The sequence below is a fragment of the Phocaeicola faecicola genome, from assembly GCF_013618865.1.
GTDB lineage: Bacteria > Bacteroidota > Bacteroidia > Bacteroidales > Bacteroidaceae > Phocaeicola > Phocaeicola faecicola.
Map to the genome: position 1 here is coordinate 38999 of NZ_JABSOE010000026.1, position 18184 is coordinate 57182.

General features: G+C 46.0%; 18 protein-coding genes and 1 pseudogene. All 19 read right to left on the reverse strand.

Annotation, left to right across the window (positions count from 1 at the left end):
* Nucleotides 1–2: 2 nt before the first annotated feature.
* On the reverse strand, nucleotides 3–2543 hold the full coding sequence (locus H3001_RS08855; RefSeq protein ID WP_005816117.1) for a hypothetical protein: 2541 nt from the start codon (nucleotides 2541–2543) through the stop codon (nucleotides 3–5).
* A 220-nt stretch (nucleotides 2544–2763) separates the two neighbouring features.
* Nucleotides 2764–5469: a TraG family conjugative transposon ATPase gene (locus H3001_RS08860; protein ID WP_008021336.1), complete on the reverse strand. Its 2706-nt coding sequence runs from the start codon at nucleotides 5467–5469 to the stop codon at nucleotides 2764–2766.
* A gap of 122 nt (nucleotides 5470–5591) precedes the next feature.
* Entirely contained in the window at nucleotides 5592–5891 is a 300-nt protein-coding gene (locus H3001_RS08865) for a DUF4133 domain-containing protein (RefSeq protein ID WP_005816074.1), read from the reverse strand.
* Between the two features lie 48 nt (nucleotides 5892–5939).
* The gene (locus H3001_RS08870) at nucleotides 5940–6305 is read right to left on the reverse strand and encodes a DUF4134 domain-containing protein (RefSeq protein WP_007837354.1); all 366 of its coding nucleotides are present in this window, start codon (nucleotides 6303–6305) and stop codon (nucleotides 5940–5942) included.
* A 58-nt stretch (nucleotides 6306–6363) separates the two neighbouring features.
* Nucleotides 6364–6696: a DUF4134 domain-containing protein gene (locus H3001_RS08875; RefSeq protein WP_005812854.1), complete on the reverse strand. Its 333-nt coding sequence runs from the start codon at nucleotides 6694–6696 to the stop codon at nucleotides 6364–6366.
* Nucleotides 6693–7145 (reverse strand): hypothetical protein, encoded by a 453-nt coding sequence (locus tag H3001_RS08880; protein WP_005812857.1) that lies wholly within the window; start codon nucleotides 7143–7145, stop codon nucleotides 6693–6695. Before H3001_RS08880 ends, H3001_RS08875 begins: the two co-directional genes overlap by 4 nt.
* Before the next feature lie 221 nt (nucleotides 7146–7366).
* Nucleotides 7367–8137, reverse strand: coding sequence for a metallophosphoesterase (locus H3001_RS08885; RefSeq protein ID WP_007837351.1), 771 nt, complete (start codon nucleotides 8135–8137; stop codon nucleotides 7367–7369).
* A complete protein-coding gene (locus H3001_RS08890) occupies nucleotides 8134–8913 on the reverse strand; it encodes a hypothetical protein (protein WP_005812861.1) in 780 nt (259 codons plus the stop codon). The genes H3001_RS08885 and H3001_RS08890 overlap by 4 nt, the downstream gene beginning before the upstream one ends.
* A complete protein-coding gene (locus tag H3001_RS08895) occupies nucleotides 8901–9872 on the reverse strand; it encodes a hypothetical protein (RefSeq protein ID WP_005812863.1) in 972 nt (323 codons plus the stop codon). Before H3001_RS08895 ends, H3001_RS08890 begins: the two co-directional genes overlap by 13 nt.
* 156 nt (nucleotides 9873–10028) lie before the next feature.
* A complete protein-coding gene (locus H3001_RS08900) occupies nucleotides 10029–10928 on the reverse strand; it encodes a toprim domain-containing protein (protein WP_005812865.1) in 900 nt (299 codons plus the stop codon).
* 200 nt (nucleotides 10929–11128) lie between these two features.
* Nucleotides 11129–12235 carry an AAA family ATPase gene (locus H3001_RS08905; RefSeq protein ID WP_005812867.1) on the reverse strand — a complete coding sequence of 369 codons (1107 nt, stop codon included), beginning with the start codon at nucleotides 12233–12235 and terminating at the stop codon, nucleotides 11129–11131.
* Nucleotides 12236–12237: 2 nt separating this feature from the next.
* Nucleotides 12238–12579 carry a helix-turn-helix transcriptional regulator gene (locus H3001_RS08910; protein WP_005812869.1) on the reverse strand — a complete coding sequence of 114 codons (342 nt, stop codon included), beginning with the start codon at nucleotides 12577–12579 and terminating at the stop codon, nucleotides 12238–12240.
* A 43-nt stretch (nucleotides 12580–12622) separates the two neighbouring features.
* Nucleotides 12623–12991: a helix-turn-helix domain-containing protein gene (locus H3001_RS08915; protein ID WP_004320284.1), complete on the reverse strand. Its 369-nt coding sequence runs from the start codon at nucleotides 12989–12991 to the stop codon at nucleotides 12623–12625.
* Nucleotides 12992–13124: 133 nt separating this feature from the next.
* Nucleotides 13125–13679: a hypothetical protein gene (locus H3001_RS08920; RefSeq protein ID WP_021935591.1), complete on the reverse strand. Its 555-nt coding sequence runs from the start codon at nucleotides 13677–13679 to the stop codon at nucleotides 13125–13127.
* Nucleotides 13680–14089: 410 nt separating this feature from the next.
* Nucleotides 14090–15337, reverse strand: a complete 1248-nt coding sequence (locus H3001_RS08925) for a site-specific integrase (RefSeq protein ID WP_181214723.1) — start codon at nucleotides 15335–15337, stop codon at nucleotides 14090–14092.
* Nucleotides 15334–15900 (reverse strand): hypothetical protein, encoded by a 567-nt coding sequence (locus H3001_RS08930; protein ID WP_005812876.1) that lies wholly within the window; start codon nucleotides 15898–15900, stop codon nucleotides 15334–15336. The genes H3001_RS08925 and H3001_RS08930 overlap by 4 nt, the downstream gene beginning before the upstream one ends.
* Nucleotides 15901–16101: 201 nt before the next feature.
* Nucleotides 16102–16419, reverse strand: coding sequence for an Arm DNA-binding domain-containing protein (locus H3001_RS08935; protein WP_181214724.1), 318 nt, complete (start codon nucleotides 16417–16419; stop codon nucleotides 16102–16104).
* Nucleotides 16420–16787: 368 nt separating this feature from the next.
* Nucleotides 16788–16964 (reverse strand): annotated as a pseudogene (locus tag H3001_RS08940) (GGGtGRT protein); the annotation flags it as partial.
* 165 nt (nucleotides 16965–17129) lie between these two features.
* Complete coding sequence (locus H3001_RS08945; protein WP_117672350.1) at nucleotides 17130–17723, reverse strand: putative polyvalent protein kinase domain-containing protein; 594 nt, start codon at nucleotides 17721–17723, stop codon at nucleotides 17130–17132.
* Nucleotides 17724–18184: the final 461 nt, after the last annotated feature.

Consider the following 18184-nt stretch of genomic DNA (forward strand, 5'->3'; position numbering starts at 1 on the left):
CCTCAGTTTTCGTTCTCGTTATCTTCACCATTCCCTCTGTTAGGGTCTGCATTCTCTCTCCATCGCTCGTAGCACTCTTCAATGAGTGTCCTTCTGCGACCTTGGTCTGCGTCGATTGAAGGAAGAATGTCCTTCAGCACGTCAATGATGCTGCGCTTGTAGTGCATCATTTTTTCTAATGATACCAAGTCGGCGTAAATCTTGGTGATACGGCTATCTACTTCACGGGCTATCTCCAGACGGTCGCTCGACCAGAGCAGGTGTATTACATCGTCATTGTCGGCGGTCTGGGTTGCCTCGCTCTTGGCATATTCTGTGGTGATGCTGCACGACGGGAACTCCTGGGCTATCTCCGAGATACGGCTGTTCACCTGCCTCGTCTTCTCCTCGTCAGAGGCATTCGGGTCAAGGGTCAGCACATCCACCACCTGTGTGTCGGTGTATTCCGAGGTCAGCTCCCACGATATTTGCAGTATCGCACGGTGTATCTTGATGCCAAGGAAGTACTTGGGCTTCCTTGCAATGGACAGTGTCGCCTTGAAGGTGATAATGCCGTTGATGTTGGGCATGGTGGCAGTTCGGACGTAGGTGTAGCCGTTCCACGAACCGGCACCTTGCCACGTGAGATTGTAGGCTGACTTCACATCCTGCATGATGGCAGGGATGCGGTAGTAGTCATCGGTGGAGGTGGCATTGTCGTTAGCCGCCTCGCTCTTGGCATTCTGTATGTCTGCCAACTGCTGCTGCCATGTCGCCAATTCCTTCTTCAGGTTGTCTATCTTCGTCTTGTTGACATTATGTTGCTGCCGCAAGGCAGGGGCTTCCTCCACAGAGGCATTGGCTATCTGCGTGAGCAGGTTCCTGTTCTCTGTCTCCAACTGGCTTATCTGCGCCTCCAACAGGGCTATCTTGCTATTCGCCTCACGTTCCTTCTCGTCCAGTTCCGATAGGTCGAGATTATTTTCTGATACGCTTGTCCTCATGGCGCATTCCTTGCTGTGGGCATTGAGCGAACCGCCGCACTCACGGCACTTGTACTGCGTGCTGCCCTGTCCGAGGGTGACACCGTCCGAACAGGTGACGCTGATGGTCACGCTCTCCACGCCCTTCAGTTTGGCGGCATCGGTGGCTTGATAGTAACGGCGTGCGTCACTGCCGATGTAATAGACATAGCCCTCCTCGTTGTCGTTATACTCCGAGAGACGTGCCTGCAACTGACGCTTGAAGGTATTCAAGTCCATGCTGTAGGAGTCGAAGACATCCTCATACACCTCTTCCACGTTGTTCCAGCTCTTGGTAACGTGTATCTCGTAGGCGTAGGCCTTCTTGGTCTGCTTGCCGCCACGGCTGATGATGTACGACGACATCCAATAGTTCATCGTATAGGTGAAGCCGTCGCTCTGGGCGTTGAGCTGCTGCACACGGCTGCGGCTCCATCCGGCATGGTTCTCCGAGTTGGCCAGTATCTGCTCTCGCTGCGTGCTGTTAGGGTAGAAGTTGGGGTCGGAGGTGTTGATACGATACCAATGGTCACCGTTCAGAATACTGTTGTCATCGGTCGGCGGATAGTAGTCACAGAGGCTTACGCTGCCTTGGTCTCGTCGGGCAATGTACCAACGCTGTGTATAGTAGTTGCCCTGCGTCTCGCTCAGATAGTCTGTCATCCACGAGGTGATGTTGTAGTTGGAGAGGTCGAAGAGGGCTGCCACGTTGTCCTCGCCACCCACCAGACTAAGGAGTGTGCTGCCGATGCCGTTCTCTGCCTGTTCATAGAGGTCATGGTAGTTGTCATAGATGTCGATGATTTTACTCACCTTGCCATTGAAAAGGTCGTTGAAGGCACTCTGCTGCAAGAGTGCGCCTGATGCCCCGTTGATACCTGCCGTCGCCAACGATGCTCCCATATTGTAAAGCGTCTCGATGTCGGCGGTGAGGTTCTCCACGGTGAAGTTGCCGGGCACACTGGCGATGTCATCCAACAGCTGCTGCCAATCTACATTGCCTATCTCCGAGAGTTTGAGGATGGCGGCTATCTCTTGGTTGATTTCCAAGAACTGAATGTCGGCAAAGGTCAAGCTACTGTTGGTCACGACACTCTCAAACTGCATACACAGCGACTTTGTGTCGGCGCATATCTTCATCAGGTAACTGCCCCAGTAGAGGGCGGTCTGCGGACTTTTCAGCATCATTCCTGCCACCGTCCATATCTTGGGCATAATCTTGTTCGCCACCATATTGTGGATGCGGCGGTAATAGTAGTTCTCCGTGCTACTGCTCCAAATGCCGAGGTCGGTGAATGCCTTGCGCTCCAAGAACTTGGCAGCGAAGATGCCGGCAGTGGCAACCTCTGCGGCATTGTAGTGCTTCAAGATTTCGCCCACCTGCTCGTTATAATAGCTCTCTGCCATAGCTCCAGCACCGAATGCGGCAGCCATGGCGGCAACGATCTGCTTGTCGTAGTTCACGCTGTAATACTGCGCATGAACCCTTCCCACGACAAGTGTAAGACACATATATATTATAATAAGGTATAAACGTCTCATTGCTTCACTACTTTACGTTTTTACTACTTTCAGTTTCTACTATTCCACTACTTTACTACTTGTAGTATTTACTATTGGTAGTATTCACTACTAATCGTATTTACTACTAATCGTAAATACTACCCAGCCACCGTTCCCGAAAGTTTTGCTTTCGGGCATCTGGGCTTTACGTCTATTCCGGGATTTCTGTTTCCATCAATCAGCCCCCGTGCTCGCCGTGTCAGCGGCGAGTGGCTCCATCGTCCGTCAAATTGAGCACATGCCCCGCCTCATTGACCTTCTGCGCAAATGCCAACGACTTCCCGATGCCACTGGCATCCCAATCTCTGCAATACCGCTCGATAGCCTCCTGATGTCTGCACTTCAGTTCATGCTTATAGAGTTTCAATGCCTCCTTCTCAGCTCGCTCGGTGGTGTAGGTCATATAGCACTCGTGCGGCTCCTCCACACCATACACTCCGCTCGTCGATCCACGTCGGATAAACACCTCACGGAAGAAACTTCTTCCCTCCTTGTTATCCAAGCGGTTGACAGTGAATATCTTCTTGCAATCCACATCCGTCAATCCTAATATCGCCTTGATCTCGTCGAATCGCTCACGAAATTTGCTTTGGTCGAGCAGCATCACCACGTCGGAGTTGTTGATGATGGCTTCCTTCACGATGGGACTGCCGATGATGTCCTGTATCTCCTGTGTCACTACGCCCACGCTCGCCCAGAACTTTCGGGCTGTCTTGTATAGGTACTTGATGTACTCGGCCATCAGCGGCGAGGCGATGGCTTTCCATGCCTCCTCGATGACAAGGCACTTGCGGTTCTTCTTCAGGCGCATCTTCTGCAGGAACACGTCCATGATGATGAGCGTCACGATGGGGAAGAGCTGCTTGTTCTCCTTGATGGCATCCACCTCGAAGACGATGAAGGTCTCGTCGAACAAGGTGCTATCCACGTTCTCGTTGAGAATCTTGTCGTACTTGCCGCCACGGTAGAAGTTTTGGAGCATATAGGCGAAGTTGTCGCAGTCGATGGTGGTGATGTTGTTCTCGATGCAGATCTGGTCGAGACGCTCACAGGCGAACTCATAGAATGAGTCGAAGGAGAGGGTCTTCACGCTCAATGCCATGCGCCGTTCCTCCAGTCCCTTGATGAGTTTCTCCACCTTGTCGTGTATCTGCGTCAGCTCCGTGCCGCGCCGCTTCTCCATGGTGGAGAGGTTTTTTCTCAGTGTCTCCTTCTGTGAGGAAGGATAGGGCTGCACACCGTTGAAATAGAAATCGTAATACTCCGTCACCAACTGCTCCACGACACGGAACTCCAGTTCGGGTATCTGCGTCTCCGAGCCTTTCCATATCAGCAGTATCAGGTTCTTCAGGAAGTCTATCTTCTCAATGTTCAGCTCCCGCTTGCTGATGTTGAAGGGGTTCATGGTGATGGGCTTGTCCTCCGTATAGGCGATGTACTTGCCGCCCACATACTCGCAGAGTCCCTCATACGAGTTACCCGTATCGACCATGACGATGTCGGTGTTCTGCTCCCACAACTGACGCACCACGCTGTTCATGTGGAACGACTTGCCGCTGCCCGAAGGACCCAAACAAAAAAAGTTCGAGTTGTCGGTCAGCTTCTCCTTTCCCTCCTTTCCTGTGATGTCGATGGCTACGGGCACACCTTGGCGGTCGGTATAGTATATCTTCAGCGGGGTGTCCTCATTATGCACGATGCGCTCCTTGTACATCAGACAGGTGGCGGCATCGCCGAGGGTGAGGAATCGGTCGTAGTCGGCATTCATGCCATAGCAGTTGCCGGGGAAAGAGTTGACGAACAGCTCCAACTGGTTGTAGGCCCGCTTGCTGATGTGGATGCCCATGCGCGAGAAGGAGTTTTCGAGATGGTTGGTGCATTTCTGTATGTCGGTGTCGCCGCTCACTGCCACCACGAGGTTGTAGTGGGTATAGACGAGCTGCTTGCTCTCACGGGCTATCACCTCCTGCACACGCTTGATGTCCTCTACAGCCATCAGGTTGCTGGGGTTGGGCATGGAGGCATGGCGGTTTTTCTTCTTGTCGAGTAGGGCAAGCTCACGCTTCTGGTTGGGCACGAACACCATCTGGTTGAACACCACGCAGTCGGCTCCGGGCACGCTATCGACGATGCTCACGAGATCAACGGGCATACTGGTGTTGTTCACCTCGATATTTGCGTAGGGACGGATGACCGACGGCAAGTTGGCATAATCCACATCCACAAGGCTATACACCTTGCAGCTACGGTCCCCCATGCCGATGGTCTCGTCATCGACCTTGAAGTTGGTCATCGACACCACCTTGTCACGGAAGTTCATGGAGAAGAAACGGTCCACATACTCGCAGGCTTCCGTTTTGCCGAGGAATCGGGACTTCACGCCGGCATCCCTCAGCTGGTCGTGCACCTTGCGTATCTTCACCAAGAAGTCACGCCATTTCTTGTTGTCGAACGACATCAGACGGCTCTTCTTGTTCTCCTGTGTGATGGTGAGGTAGCAGACGCTGTCGGTAAAGGGTCTGCCGTTGAAATAGCGGAAGTAACTCTCGCTCAGGAACTCATGATTTCCACCGTTCTCTTCCTTGAATGCCTTCCTCACAAACACGTCCTGCTTGTGCAGCGCATAGCCTTCGCCCAAGGTCTGGGCAAGGGCGGCGAAGAGGTGGGTGAACTCATAGTAGGCCTCGATGTTGGCGGAATACTTCTGCACAGGGTTCTCCATCTTCAGAACAGCGGAGTATTCGCCCGTCTTGGTATAGAGCACGCCGATGCCATCCACTTCCTCGATGGAGAAGTAGATGTCCTGGAAGATGCGCTTGCGCTTCCCTCCCGTGCCGAATGCCTTGACACTGATGGCCATGCCCACGCAGATGGCTGAGAATATGAGTATGATGTATAGGGTCATTGTTCTTTTTCTTTTTTAATCGCAAAAAGGCGGGCGCACCCTCATGCGTGATGCCCCCACCTCCATTCACTTACAATCATTGATAGCTTTCCACTTGGACATAATGGATTCTCTTTTTTGTTTTACACTTTCTTTGAATAGGCATAGATGAATATGCCGTTGTCACTCTTCTTGCTGTGCAAGCCCTTGCGCTGCTTCATGACGATGAGAACGCCACCGACAGCTACGGCGAGGACTAGCAGCACGAGTCCTGCCACGAAACCGAAGATGCAGTAGCCGAGGATGAAACCCGCAACGGCTCCTCCTGCGGTGGCTGCCGCCCAGTAGATGTAGCGTCCCTGCAACCCGAAGAACTCCAATGGACGTTGCAGTCCCTTGAAAATGGGATAATCCGGAAAACGCTCTTGCTTTGTATCTGCCATAACTGTCAGTGTTTTAACGTTCTACATACTCACAATCTCACGCTGCGTTTAACCTCCAATGCCGAAGAACAGAGGCAGTGCCTGGGCTGCTGCAATGAGGAAAATACATGCGCCGACGACCATCATGATCTTCTTTTTCACGTCCTGTTCCTCGTTGTTCATGGCGATGTAAACGCTTATGGCTCCGACAATTGCAACGACACCTGCAATGGCATAGCAGAGCTTCACCACGATAGGTACATACTTGGCAATCTCCTCCGTCACTGTGGTAAGCGCGGTCGTTCCTGCCGAGTAGTCGCCGGCTGCGTTCTGTGCCATTGCTGCGGTGGTGCCGACAAGCAACATCAGGGCGAGCGTTTTCATGCGCTGTGAAGAGAAGAATCCCTTCACCTTCTTGTTAATCCTTTCAAACATTCTTTTTACCTTTTAATTTGTTACACTTTGAGTTATCTTATCTCGTATCACCTGTATCTCAAATCTGATAACCGAAGAAAGCGGGGAAGACGATGGTCGCTCCTATGAGGAACAGGCAGGCTCCCACCAGCATCATGATGTTCTTCTTCACTCCTTCTTCGCCCGTATTCATCTTTATATATATCTGCAAGGCGCTGACTATGACCACGATGCCCGCCACTGCATAGCACAGATAAACGATATAGAGCATCATCGTCACGGCATAGTCATGGGCACTCGCAAGTGCGTCCGCTCCCCAGCTGTAGTCCACGTTGCCACACTTAGCACTGGCCAGAGCTGGGGTTAAAGCGGCATATAATGATAGAAATGCACTTCTTGTTTTTGACATCATATCTCATTATTGAGTGATTCCACCTTGACCATGTCACGTCCATTGTGACGAAGACCGCGGGCGATGATGGTGTTGTTCAATTCTTCCGAATACATGGGGTCGGAATAGGTGGTATTCACTTCCTCCATCTTCTTCTCGATTGCGCTTTGTATCTTTTCAAGCACATGAGGCTTGCTCTCTTCCGCAGTGGCGGCTGCCTCCTCTGTAGGCTCTGCAAGCTGCTTCTCCTCGTAGGCTGTCTCATATTGGTTGTCGCCTACGCTGAAACCACCGTCGCTCTCGCTGACCGCTATCGACTCTTCCTCGTCGGTCATGTCACTGACATCAAACGACTCGCCCTGTGACTTCTCGTCCTTGGGCTTTCCGTACAGATCCTGCACGATGATGACCGTATAGTAGATGACATAGATTATGGTCACGACAATGGCGAATATTACAAATGACTTCATATTTTCAAGTTTGATTTTACTATGGTTTGGCTTATTGCCGATGCAAAGGAACTACCTTTTCTTCAATCTTAAACCGAAATGACTTTCCGTGGAGCCAAATCTTAACTCTAATTTTGATTACACTCGCAATCATACTCAAAAATCAAACTCGAAAGGCACAAAAAAAGCCCTTCCGATAGGGAAGAGCTTGTAAAGAGGGTGGATGAAAAAAATGTGGATGGCTATATGGTCAGGTACTTGCCATGGGAGAAGTCCTGATGTTCGTTAGAGAAAACATAGCCCAACTGGTTGGACAAGCATTGGGTGTTGCCTATCCTGGCATCGATGTTGGTGTGCGAATGTCCGTATATCCAATAGTCTATGCCGCTATCGGTGATATAGTCCTCCAACTCTACGGTGAACGCCACGTTTGCCTTGCTGCCTTGAAACTTTGGGTGGAGCATACGGAACGATGGTACATGATGGGTGACAACAATCTTATGGGCTGCTTGCGAATATGCCACTGCATCCTTGATAAAGGTGAGGCAACGTTCATGCTCAGCATTGAATTGGGCATGGGTCATCAGCTCACCTTTATATAATATACGGCGGAAGTCGCTTATCACTTGCTCGGTGAAGTAAGCGTCCTCCAAAGGAATCCTCGACCAAAGGGTGGAGAGGATGATGTCGGTGTCGCCAATCCTCGCAATACCGTTGTAGTGGCTGAATACATTGGGACGTACCTCCAAGAGATAGCCGTCGGGCAGTGTCGCCACATCATAATATTTGTAGAACTCATGGTTGCCCATGCAGCAATGCACCTCCTTGTAGTTCTCCGATGCCCAGTCCCAAAAGGGATGCTTGGAGTAGTTGTCATCGCCGAGATAGCCGATGTCGCCGGCAAGCAGCAGTATGTCGCCCGTCACCTCCAAGGGGTGGGCTTTCAGATACCGCCAATTGTCGGCAAACTCCAGATGCAGGTCGGATGCGTATTGTATCTTCATATTGGTCATGCTTCTATAAACAATTCATCCAGTTGATCTAACAGTCCGGTCACAAATGCCTCGTCTTGACCGAGTGACTTTGACAATGGTTCTGCGAGAGTTGACCAGTCGGCTCTGATGGAGGCGACAAACTCCCTTATACATGCCACTATTGAAGCAGGAGCCTCAATGTTGTCCTCAGTCATTATGACCACATTTTTCAGGATGTCCGAACGGTGCTTCTTGATGTCTTTGGTGTTCACATGCTTGCCGTCCCGCTTGTCTGCCATGAGATTTAGGTAGGCTCTTGCCTTCAGTGCTATCAAGGCAGCGGAATTGGCATGGCGTATGCCATCAGTCAGTTGGCTGTGTGCGATAGTAAAGTGATAGTAATCATCGTCCATGATGATGGCACTAAGACTCGACACATCTTCATCGGTCGGGATAGGTTCTATGACAAATCCCTTTGGCTCTCCAAGCACGTCGGGGTGGCGTGACAGCAGTTCTATCATCTCGGGATAGCCGTCTTTACCATCAAGGAAACGATACATTTCATACCTTGGTGGCTCACCAGCCTCCTGTTTCCTCTTTTCAGGTCGATAGCCAGCCTCCCGCACAAACTGCCAGAAGCGATTGGCGAAAGCCTCGGTCATGTTCTCTACGATGACTATCATGTCGATGTCGTGTGTGGCGCGTGGACGCACCACGGTATTGGTCATGGTGATGTCACAGGCTGCTCCGCCTATCACCACATAGTTTTCTGAGTATTCCGCAAATGCTTCACGGAACTTGACTAATCCTTCCATTTCTGTTCACTGATTATTCGTTCTACTTCTTTTTCTACTCTCGGATCATCATCATCTCTCAACGAAAGGACAAGGGAAAGGCGATCAACCCACTGGCTTTTGTCGCCCATTTTGCTGACAACAGGGTATTTCCATACCTCTATGATATAGTTGCCGTCATAGATGTTGGGATTCTCCATGACATCAGCCGACTTGACGGCACGATATTCCTTGCTTGTCATCATTATCATCTCTTCCCGGTCACGATTAAGCATGGAATAATGTGCCAGGGCATTGATGCCGCATACGGGGTATTCCGCATCCAAGCGTATGTCATCGCAAAAGATGCGGTTCTCCACAGGTGACAGCAAGACGTTCTGAGCCTTGTCCCACAGTTCCTTGCCCTTCAACTCGAAGTGTACCACCTTGCTGCGCTGTCCGTTCTGAATCTTTTGACACAGTCCTACATCTTCAAGACAGGTGACACCCAACGTGACGCTTTCGTAAGAATATGGAAGCAACGGTGCAATATCCCTTGGCGACATTCCTTCAATACTGCCCACCTGTAGGTGATAGAGTAGTATGTATTGCGCCACAGGGGTCAATACTTCGGCAATCTTCCTGTTGCTTGTCTTCTCCAATGCTATGATGCCTGGCAGATGGGCATATTCCTCGGACATGACAAAGAAGACTCCTTTGTCTGCCAGTCTGTGTCGCTCGTAGGTGGGTCCGGGCGCAAGGATAAACACCGCAGGCAGTCCCAGGGCTTCGGTCAACCGCTTGCCCGTGATGGCGCAAGTCCGTGGAGAGGGATTGCCCTTCTTGGGCTCAACGAACAGCAGGGGCGTGCCTTGGTATGTGCCATCATAGAAACGGTATGAGAGTTTCTCGCCAACCGTGATGCCTTTCAGGCTTTCCTTGGCACGAGGTTCCACCTCAAAGCGTCTGCCCAATATCCTTATTTCTTTTTTCAATTCCATTCTGCTACATTTTAATAATATATTAAAACGATGCAAAAATAAGGATAATAATTGAGAATCAAGCATGTTTGGGCGAAAAAGTGCAGATTTGATATGTAATTTCAATGCATTTGAGCCATTTTTGCATCAAATGATGGTGTTTTCGTCTTTATAATGTCATTCAGATGCCGTTCGTTTCTTCCTCATCAGATAGTCGTTGACATCCTTGTAGTCGGCATATCTGAAGGACTCGTCCGTCACCCTGTACTCGAATACATTGCTGATGCTCTCAACCGTCTTGCGTCCTGCCTGGTCGTTGTCGAGGAAGCAATGGATGTGGGTGTAACGGTCAAGGTAATGCAATGCCTGTTTGAGGTTGGCGACTGAGTTCAGTATCATATAGTCGCAAGGGCTTTCAACGACAAACCATCGGTCTTGCTGTTTAACGAGGGTCATATAAGCAAGGAAGTCCATGAAGCCCTCAAAGACCAGACAACCGTTTTGCCACTCGTTGAACGTATGGGCAAGCAGGGTGATGTCCTTATGCCCGATGCAGCCCTTGAAATAGGGATTGCGCACCTCATGTCCTTCACTCAGATTGCCAAAGGCAATGCCATAGTAATGTTTTTGCTCAACCTTGTAGTGTATCTCCCTGCAATACATCCTGCCAATGGTGATGTCTATCCGTCGGCTACTGAAATAGGACAGCAGAGAATGGTTGCTCAGTGGGAGCAGCTTCACATCGTTCATCTTGGTTGTCGTGTATTCCTTGGCTGCGATAGCGGTCTCGATTGCCTTATCCACAGTGGCAATACTCTTGGACGCAAGGTAGGCAAGGGCATCGGAAACGGATTGTTTGTTATACATACGCTTTACCAGCTCCACAAGGTCACCGCCCTCCTTAATGGCGTAGTCGTACCACAGGTTCTCCTTCTTGCTGACCTTGAACGATGCGGTCTTCTCGTCCCTGAAGGGTGACAGATACCAGTAGGCATTGCCCTTCTTCTTTTTCAGCGTTACATTCTCCTTGTCTAAGAAGTCTATAATGCTCAGTTTCTTCGATTGTTCAATATTCATTGTACTTTCATTTGTTCGGTTTTACTTTGTCCATGGAAACAGTTTACTTTACCCTTTCTCCTATATAGGCACACCCGTAAACTAAACCATTTGCTAAACTACTTTTCCGCTTCCCAATTCAGCCTCCGATTTCGGTTTACTTTGGCCTTATTTCTTATATATAGGTACGGACGTAAACTAAACTGGTTTCTGAACTGTTTTTATTCCTCTTCATGGAACAGGTCAATCTCGGCAGGTGTATATCCGAAATAGTAATGATTATCCCGCTTCACTATGAGCTTTTGCTCGTTAATCAGGTATTTCAGCATTTTGATGATGACGCTTCTGCCACGCTTAAAGCCAATGTCTGCATAGGCTTGCGTTAATTCCTCCACCATGCGATCGAATCCTTTGATAGGTTTCTCCTTGAATGCAGCCGTCAGCGCCTCGTTATGCTGTTCGGATGTCAAGTCTTGGTAAGTAAACCTTGACGGTTGCTTGTCACCTTCTTCCTTCTCCGGCGTGTGCTCGACAATCTCTGGCAACCCTTCCTCATTGACTGTAAAGGCAAACGGCTTGAACTCCTTCTCACGGATGTGCATCGCCTTCACCTCGCTGATGTCGGGATTGGTGGTGCTCTTGGTGATGACAAGCACCGTCTCTGCCTTGTTGTTCATCTCCGTACCGATATGCCCGCGCACGTTATTGTCGCCCTTGTTCTGATGCAATACGCAATGGATGTGCAGGTCATACTTTGATGACCATTCCATCATCTTGTTGATGACCTCGACCGATTCTCCCGCATTGTTGATGTCGAGAAGCAGGTCTCTGATTCCGTCGATGATGACCAGTCCATAGCTTTGGTCTTGGGCAAGCGCATAGTCTATGACCTCTATCCTGACGGAGGGCGTGTACTCTCTCAGACAGATAAAGTCAAGGTTCTCGTTGTCGATGCTTGTAGGTAGACCAGCGAGCTTCAGGATGCGCTCCAGCACATTATGGCAGTGATAGCGGCTCTGCTCCGTATCTACATACAGTATCTTGCGTTTCCCCTCTGGCAGACTGGCGCGATAGTTCAGTACCTTGCCGTTGGCGAGGGAAGCGGCTACCAAGGCAGACACGTTGAAGGTCTTTTTCGCCTTTGCCTTACCAGTAGAAGCACTGAAGTTGCCCAATGTGGCTATGCTGGAATTATCAACCCATATAATCTGAGGAGGTGTTTTATAAGTATCTGTTGCCTTTATCAACGATTCGCTCAATATGCGATTGAGACGCTGTACTCCTTCCTCTTTTGAGTTAGGCTGTACATGTTTGTTATTTTCTTCCATTTTCATTCTTTCGGATTATCAATTTCTATTTTCGTTACCATTCCAATGACCTCTTGTTTGTTTTGGAGCAGCCACTTGTCGATTTCTTCTCTATTAAAATACAGCATTTTTCCCCTTGGCTTATAGTGTGGAACTTCTTTTGCGGCTGTAAGTTTGTATAGCAGGCTTTCAGAAACACCAATATACTTACATGCTTCGTCAAACCCCAAGACGGTTTTGGTCTGCTTGACCATCTTCTCCAATTCCTCGATTCGCTCTATTAGTTTGTCAATAGGTCCCAAAGCCTCCAAACTGTCTTCTATTGCGACAATTCGCTCATAGAGTCTAAAATGTCTTTCATTCATGTGTCACGTACCTTAATTAAATTGTTTACAGACAGTAGCACGGTTATATTAGCCGTCTATTCTTTCTTTGTGTAGATAGTACATATTCCTCTGCTTCTCTTTGAATCTCGTTCTTCGATTTGCCCTTGGTTCCTTGAAGCCATTCATCTATCTCAGATTTGAGGAACATGATGCGTTTGCCTCTCTTGTGAAACGGTATTTCCCGATTGCTTGTCCAGCAATATATGGTATGCTCTACCGGATGTGTTGGGAGATAAGCACATAATTCAGCAACCGTAAACCATGTTTCTTCTTTTTCTGATTGAACAAGTTCATATATACCATCAATCTTGTCTTCTAATGATGACAGCTTTTTCAGTACCCCCGTTATAGCGTTGGGAATATCTTCAAATCTTATACTATTTTCTTCCATGCTAATTATTTTTTATGATTTTTGATGCAAAGTTATGGGGAGACTGTCACTAAATAGAAAAAGTAACGTGATAGTAAGGCAGTATCAACCAAACTATCACGTTTTTACTTTCATTTAGCAGAATTATTGTGATTTATTCCTCTCTTAATATCTGTTCGATGGATTTGCAGATGGCATATTGACTTGCTGTCATGGAAACGTTTCTTCTTATCCTTGAAAGAGAAGAGGAAAGACAACTTGAAGTTATGAATTTCTCTGTTCCATCCTTTTTGATACTGGTTAAGAAGCGACCTTCTCCCATGACATATTGCCAATTATTGTTTATCAAATGGTATTGAGCCATAGCGTCAAACAGTACGGCTACATTACGTACATTCTTTACACGGATAGATGCGTCCAAGTCGCACTTGAATAGGCGACACAACTCGCTACGCACATCACTGTTGTCGGCAAAATCAAATATGTCGTGACTTTGGACAAGTTCTACCAACAAATCCATCTGTCTGTCTGACAATTGGCATCCCAAAGTGAGGATGGACGATTTCTTTCGGGTAAGGATTGGCAGACCAGTACCCACATGTTGAAGAAACAACTCAATAAGTTCCTGCTTGGAATAATCTTCTTTTTTCTTGATTATTGACACACACTTAGAGTCTCTAAACAAAGTACCAATAATGCCAATTGCCATCTGTCGCGAGTTCTTACAACGTGCACAATCACAGTCAATATATTGGTGACTGCGCTCAAATAGTTCTATGAAGTACTCTGTCTTCATATGATTCTTTTCAGCTTGAAGATACCAACTTCTTGCGATCTCAAACAACTCATACAGTTCTCTGTAGAAGTCTTCTGTACACTCCACATGTTTGTGGACACGCTTGCTCTCTTCAAAAAGAGAGAAGCCAAAAAAGGCTGTCTTTTTTCATTTTTATCTGTTTATTGTTATAAATGTTTGGTTTCCACGAAAGGTTAAAGTGCCAAAACAATAGCATCATTACATAGAATGTTGAAAATGAAAGGCACTAAAAACCACCTGTACAATAAAGGACTTATTGATACAAGTGGTCTTCTATACTAAGTGCTTACAAATGATAATCACTATTCATCTATGTCCAACTTAAAAGCTTCTGTAGCTTCATCTTTCTTCTTGTCAATTACTTTTGCGTAGATTTGCGTGGTTTTTACATTGGTATGCCCTAACATTTTGCTTACGGTATATATGTCTGTACAGTTAGCCAATTGTAACGTTGCATAGGTGTGGCGGAAGCAATGAAAGGTGATGTGCTTGGTAATCCCTGATGCTTTTACCCACCGTTCCAAAGGCCTAGATATCCATGAAGGGTCAGGCAGTCCGGCAAACACCAACAGTTCTCCGTCTTTCTTGCGCTCACCGCAAAGCTTGTATGCCTGTGGCGATATAGGCATGTATTCAACGCCCTTAGTCTTCTGCTGAGTGAAATTGAGACGGTACCCACCATTGTATTCTTCAACCTCTGACCATTTAAGCTTTTGAATATCGCTATGTCGCATTCCTGTCAGTGCAGAGAACAAGGCTGCCCGTTTTAGTATATCATCACACGGAGTCTTTGCCAATATATTAAGTTCTTCCAGTGACAGATACTCTCTTCGAGCACTCTGAAACATGATATTTTTAGCCTTGGCAGCAATATCACAATTCAGATAGCCATCCACGAAAGCTTGTTTGAGTGCCGCCTTGAAGATAGAGAAGTACGTCGATGCCGTATTCCTTGAAATAGTTCCTTTCTTAGAACCACCCTGCGGTGCCTTTATCAAGAAGGAACGGAATGCCTCAATATACTTCATGTCAATCTGCGAGAACTGTATGTAGTCACACTTGGCAAACATTGACAACAGTGTGTGCAATCTGCGCCAGTTGACAACTATCGATTCTGACGCAGTTTCCTCTCTTTCTTTGATTAACTTCTCAATATACTCCAGAACATTGCATTTTGAGCGTTCGCTTTGTTCTGCCATTTCCATTTGCTGGTCAGTAAAGAGAGCCATGTTGTCGTACTCTTTTTGACGCAGGACTCGAACGCCATCCGCATAAAGGCAAGTTTCCATATCTTGCTTGGATTTACACTGAATAACGCCATTGTCATCTCGCTTGGGCTTGTACTTTATTCTACCAGCAACGGCTCGCTCGCTTCGTCGTTTATCCCATATAGGGGTAGTAATAGACCTCCTGAGATATTCACGCACTCGTTTGGGTTTGTCATTTCCCGTCTCATAAACAGGATAAGCTTCAAGATAGATGAACCACTCATCTCTCCACTCACTTTTCTTTAATTTGACGGAGACTTTAGTATAATCTAATCTTTTCATAATGGTTTTATATCTTTATAAAGTTTGTCTATTGATTCCTTGTGAGCATACACATAATTACCGATTTGCCGGGTCGGTATTGAGTATTTTCGTATATGAGCATACACGGTGCTGTCATCCAGATGAAATTTCTTGGAAATCTCACCTATTGTATAGCAATCCTCTGGTTCCATGCGGTACATGGTAACTGGTTTCCTTGGCTTGGTGTCAAGCGGAGACTGTCTTAACGGAAACAGATTCATTAGTTCTCCTTTGCATACAAGTCGTATTCCTTTCTCTGGCTCAATGAAGGAAATCTTTTTCATGTAGATGAGCCTATAAATGGTTGAGCGGCTTGCACCAAACATAGCATACGCTTCCGTTATGCTGATATACTCTTTAGACTTGGGCATATTGCTTACAATCTTGTCCAGTTCAAGTTGGCGTTTTTCTTCATCATGCTTACGCTTCCACGCCACCTTGGAGCATTTGGGTGAACAATACCAGGACTCCAAAGTCCTTGCGAAGAACTCTTCTCCGCACACAGGACATTTCCGTACTATCTTATACTTTGCTACTGCCATAATTCATTCATTTTGTAGTTCTTAATATCTATTCTTCTCATCATATCTACTTTTTCTTACAGGTACAAATAAGGTACAGATGTTTATAATAATAACGCAAAGATAGCAATATTATTGTGTACGGCCAAAAACAAGAAAAGCGTGTAACTCATTGAGCTACACGCTTTCCATTTGATATTGTATTCTTATTTCTCTATGTGCTTATTTCACTTCCTCAAAATACGCATCCCGTAACAACTCTGCTGTGATGATAAAACCTCTGTCTAATAATTCTGCTTCTTTTTGATAGAGTCTAGCTTTGATTGCTTTCAGATAATTGTTGAGACTTTGAGCTTTTTCGTCTTTTCCTTTTACTTGTTGCTTGGTTTTATCCCATTTGTCGATAGGAACTTGTTTACCAGTTGATAGAGGACATCTTTCCCCATTTACTGTAATCATTAACTCAATAGGTGCTTTACCACTTTTTCTCGCTTTACTTTCTCTTATGAAAAAGAGAATAGAAAATGAACTTCTTACCATAGTTTAATCATTTTAAATTAGACATTGGGAAGTCCTTTTAAATATGATATATCTTTCTGTATATTAGATAGATAAGACTGTTTTTGTGACCACTTGTCAAAAAATAAGAAAATGGTCACAAACTGGTCACAAAATATCCTCTTTTCAGCCCGTTTTCAAGGGAAATCAGCCACTTCTTCACCTCAGAAAAATCAGTCTGAATACAGGGATATTCAGTCTCAATTTCAGTATCTGTCTACAACTATTTACAAGAAGGAAAAGCAAGCAAAAGGTCATAGGGAATTATCGTCTATCCATTAGGTAGGGATAAAATAAAATCCCCATAACTCATAGAGCTACAGGGATTTATTATCTTGATTAAGTATGGATTACTTATTCAAAGCAGTAGCAACGTCAACTGCGCAAGCTACTGTACAACCTACCATCGGGTTGTTACCGATACCCAGGAATCCCATCATTTCTACGTGAGCAGGAACTGATGAAGAACCAGCGAACTGAGCATCTGAGTGCATACGACCCATAGTATCTGTCATACCGTAAGAAGCAGCGACCGAGCATCCCTGTAACCAGCTTAATTAACTATAAATCAAATCTATAGTGGCAATAGATAAACTCCGTGTAAATAAATAAAAGAACTAATTATAAAAATGGGCTGCATTATGGTCAAATTCCCAATGCAATTCCGTTTGTAAGAGAAATCCATATTTGGATTAAGACCGTGTTCTGATTTGAGTGTCGATAAAGTATAAATCACCGTCAATGCCATAAAGTACATTGTTAGGAACTACATCAAACACTTCATATTCTGAATTATGATATTCGTCGTAATAGTCCATTTCAAAGCCTAATGCTTTCATATAGGTAGCTATTTCATCTTCTGTAGCTTCTCGTTCAGCCAAAATGTAAGGTTGTATAAGAACTGCACAGAATTCTTGTTGGCTATTATAGGCGAAACCTATCATCTGATAAGGTACGTTACCAAATAATTTGTTGTGTGCATTTATGCGGATGAAGAAATTCTCCAAATCATCACCTGCGTATTCAAAATTATTCAGTTTAATAACGATATTATCTTTATTTCCTGTATAGACTTCGTTTTCTCCACCTTTACTAAGAAATTCAACATTTAGTTCAGAAAGAGAAATCCATAAATTGTTGGATTTGGCGAAGTCAATCAGCTCTTTTGTTTGCCCTCTCTTATAGCTCTCTGTTGGTTCAAGCGTTCCTGCTGTTTCCTTTTTTCTTCTAGCGATATAGGCTGCTTGCTCCAAGATGCTATTGATTGGCGAGTGCGTTCTATCCATTCTTTGTGAAATTCATTTATATATTCCATAAATCTTATGTTTATGAGTTCAAAACAAAGATAGTTATTCCTTTTTTAACTTCCATGATTGGTACGACATTTTATTTCTTGGGGCTTATAATCTGGATATTTCCTTAAAATGTAGTAGCTCTATAAAAGAAAAACAGCATAAGAGTTTTTAGGCTCAAATGCTATTTATTCGATGAAGATTTCTTTATAAGGCTTTTTATTCTAATAGGGTATTTTTTGCACTCTTTTTAGTGAAATTGGCATGAGAAAAAACTTATAAACAAATAATATATTCAATATTAATCTTTGAAACAGCACATTATAATAATGAAGTGATTTAAACTTTTCTTTTCCTTGCACATTTTCTCAATAGCATAACGGAAAAAGCGATGTAGTTCCATGATTCCCAGTTTCTGAGCGTTGTATCAAATCGATTCAAAATAGTTCTGAAAC

Bases quoted from the DNA above. Each gene is read 5' to 3' on its own strand.
- H3001_RS08935 (WP_181214724.1), bottom strand. From the start codon at position 16,419: ATGGTAAGAAGTTCATTTTCTATTCTCTTTTTCATAAGAGAAAGTAAA.
- H3001_RS08860 (WP_008021336.1), bottom strand. From the start codon at position 5,469: ATGACCCTATACATCATACTCATATTCTCAGCCATCTGCGTGGGCATG.
- H3001_RS08865 (WP_005816074.1), bottom strand. From the start codon at position 5,891: ATGGCAGATACAAAGCAAGAGCGTTTTCCGGATTATCCCATTTTCAAG.
- H3001_RS08855 (WP_005816117.1), bottom strand. From the start codon at position 2,543: ATGAGACGTTTATACCTTATTATAATATATATGTGTCTTACACTTGTC.
- H3001_RS08885 (WP_007837351.1), bottom strand. From the start codon at position 8,137: ATGACCAATATGAAGATACAATACGCATCCGACCTGCATCTGGAGTTT.
- H3001_RS08890 (WP_005812861.1), bottom strand. From the start codon at position 8,913: ATGGAAGGATTAGTCAAGTTCCGTGAAGCATTTGCGGAATACTCAGAA.
- H3001_RS08870 (WP_007837354.1), bottom strand. From the start codon at position 6,305: ATGTTTGAAAGGATTAACAAGAAGGTGAAGGGATTCTTCTCTTCACAG.
- H3001_RS08900 (WP_005812865.1), bottom strand. From the start codon at position 10,928: ATGAATATTGAACAATCGAAGAAACTGAGCATTATAGACTTCTTAGAC.
- H3001_RS08875 (WP_005812854.1), bottom strand. From the start codon at position 6,696: ATGATGTCAAAAACAAGAAGTGCATTTCTATCATTATATGCCGCTTTA.
- H3001_RS08880 (WP_005812857.1), bottom strand. From the start codon at position 7,145: ATGAAGTCATTTGTAATATTCGCCATTGTCGTGACCATAATCTATGTC.
- H3001_RS08920 (WP_021935591.1), bottom strand. From the start codon at position 13,679: ATGGCAATTGGCATTATTGGTACTTTGTTTAGAGACTCTAAGTGTGTG.
- H3001_RS08895 (WP_005812863.1), bottom strand. From the start codon at position 9,872: ATGGAATTGAAAAAAGAAATAAGGATATTGGGCAGACGCTTTGAGGTG.
- H3001_RS08925 (WP_181214723.1), bottom strand. From the start codon at position 15,337: ATGAAAAGATTAGATTATACTAAAGTCTCCGTCAAATTAAAGAAAAGT.
- H3001_RS08915 (WP_004320284.1), bottom strand. From the start codon at position 12,991: ATGGAAGAAAATAGTATAAGATTTGAAGATATTCCCAACGCTATAACG.
- H3001_RS08910 (WP_005812869.1), bottom strand. From the start codon at position 12,579: ATGAATGAAAGACATTTTAGACTCTATGAGCGAATTGTCGCAATAGAA.
- H3001_RS08905 (WP_005812867.1), bottom strand. From the start codon at position 12,235: ATGGAAGAAAATAACAAACATGTACAGCCTAACTCAAAAGAGGAAGGA.
- H3001_RS08930 (WP_005812876.1), bottom strand. From the start codon at position 15,900: ATGGCAGTAGCAAAGTATAAGATAGTACGGAAATGTCCTGTGTGCGGA.
- H3001_RS08945 (WP_117672350.1), bottom strand. From the start codon at position 17,723: ATGGATAGAACGCACTCGCCAATCAATAGCATCTTGGAGCAAGCAGCC.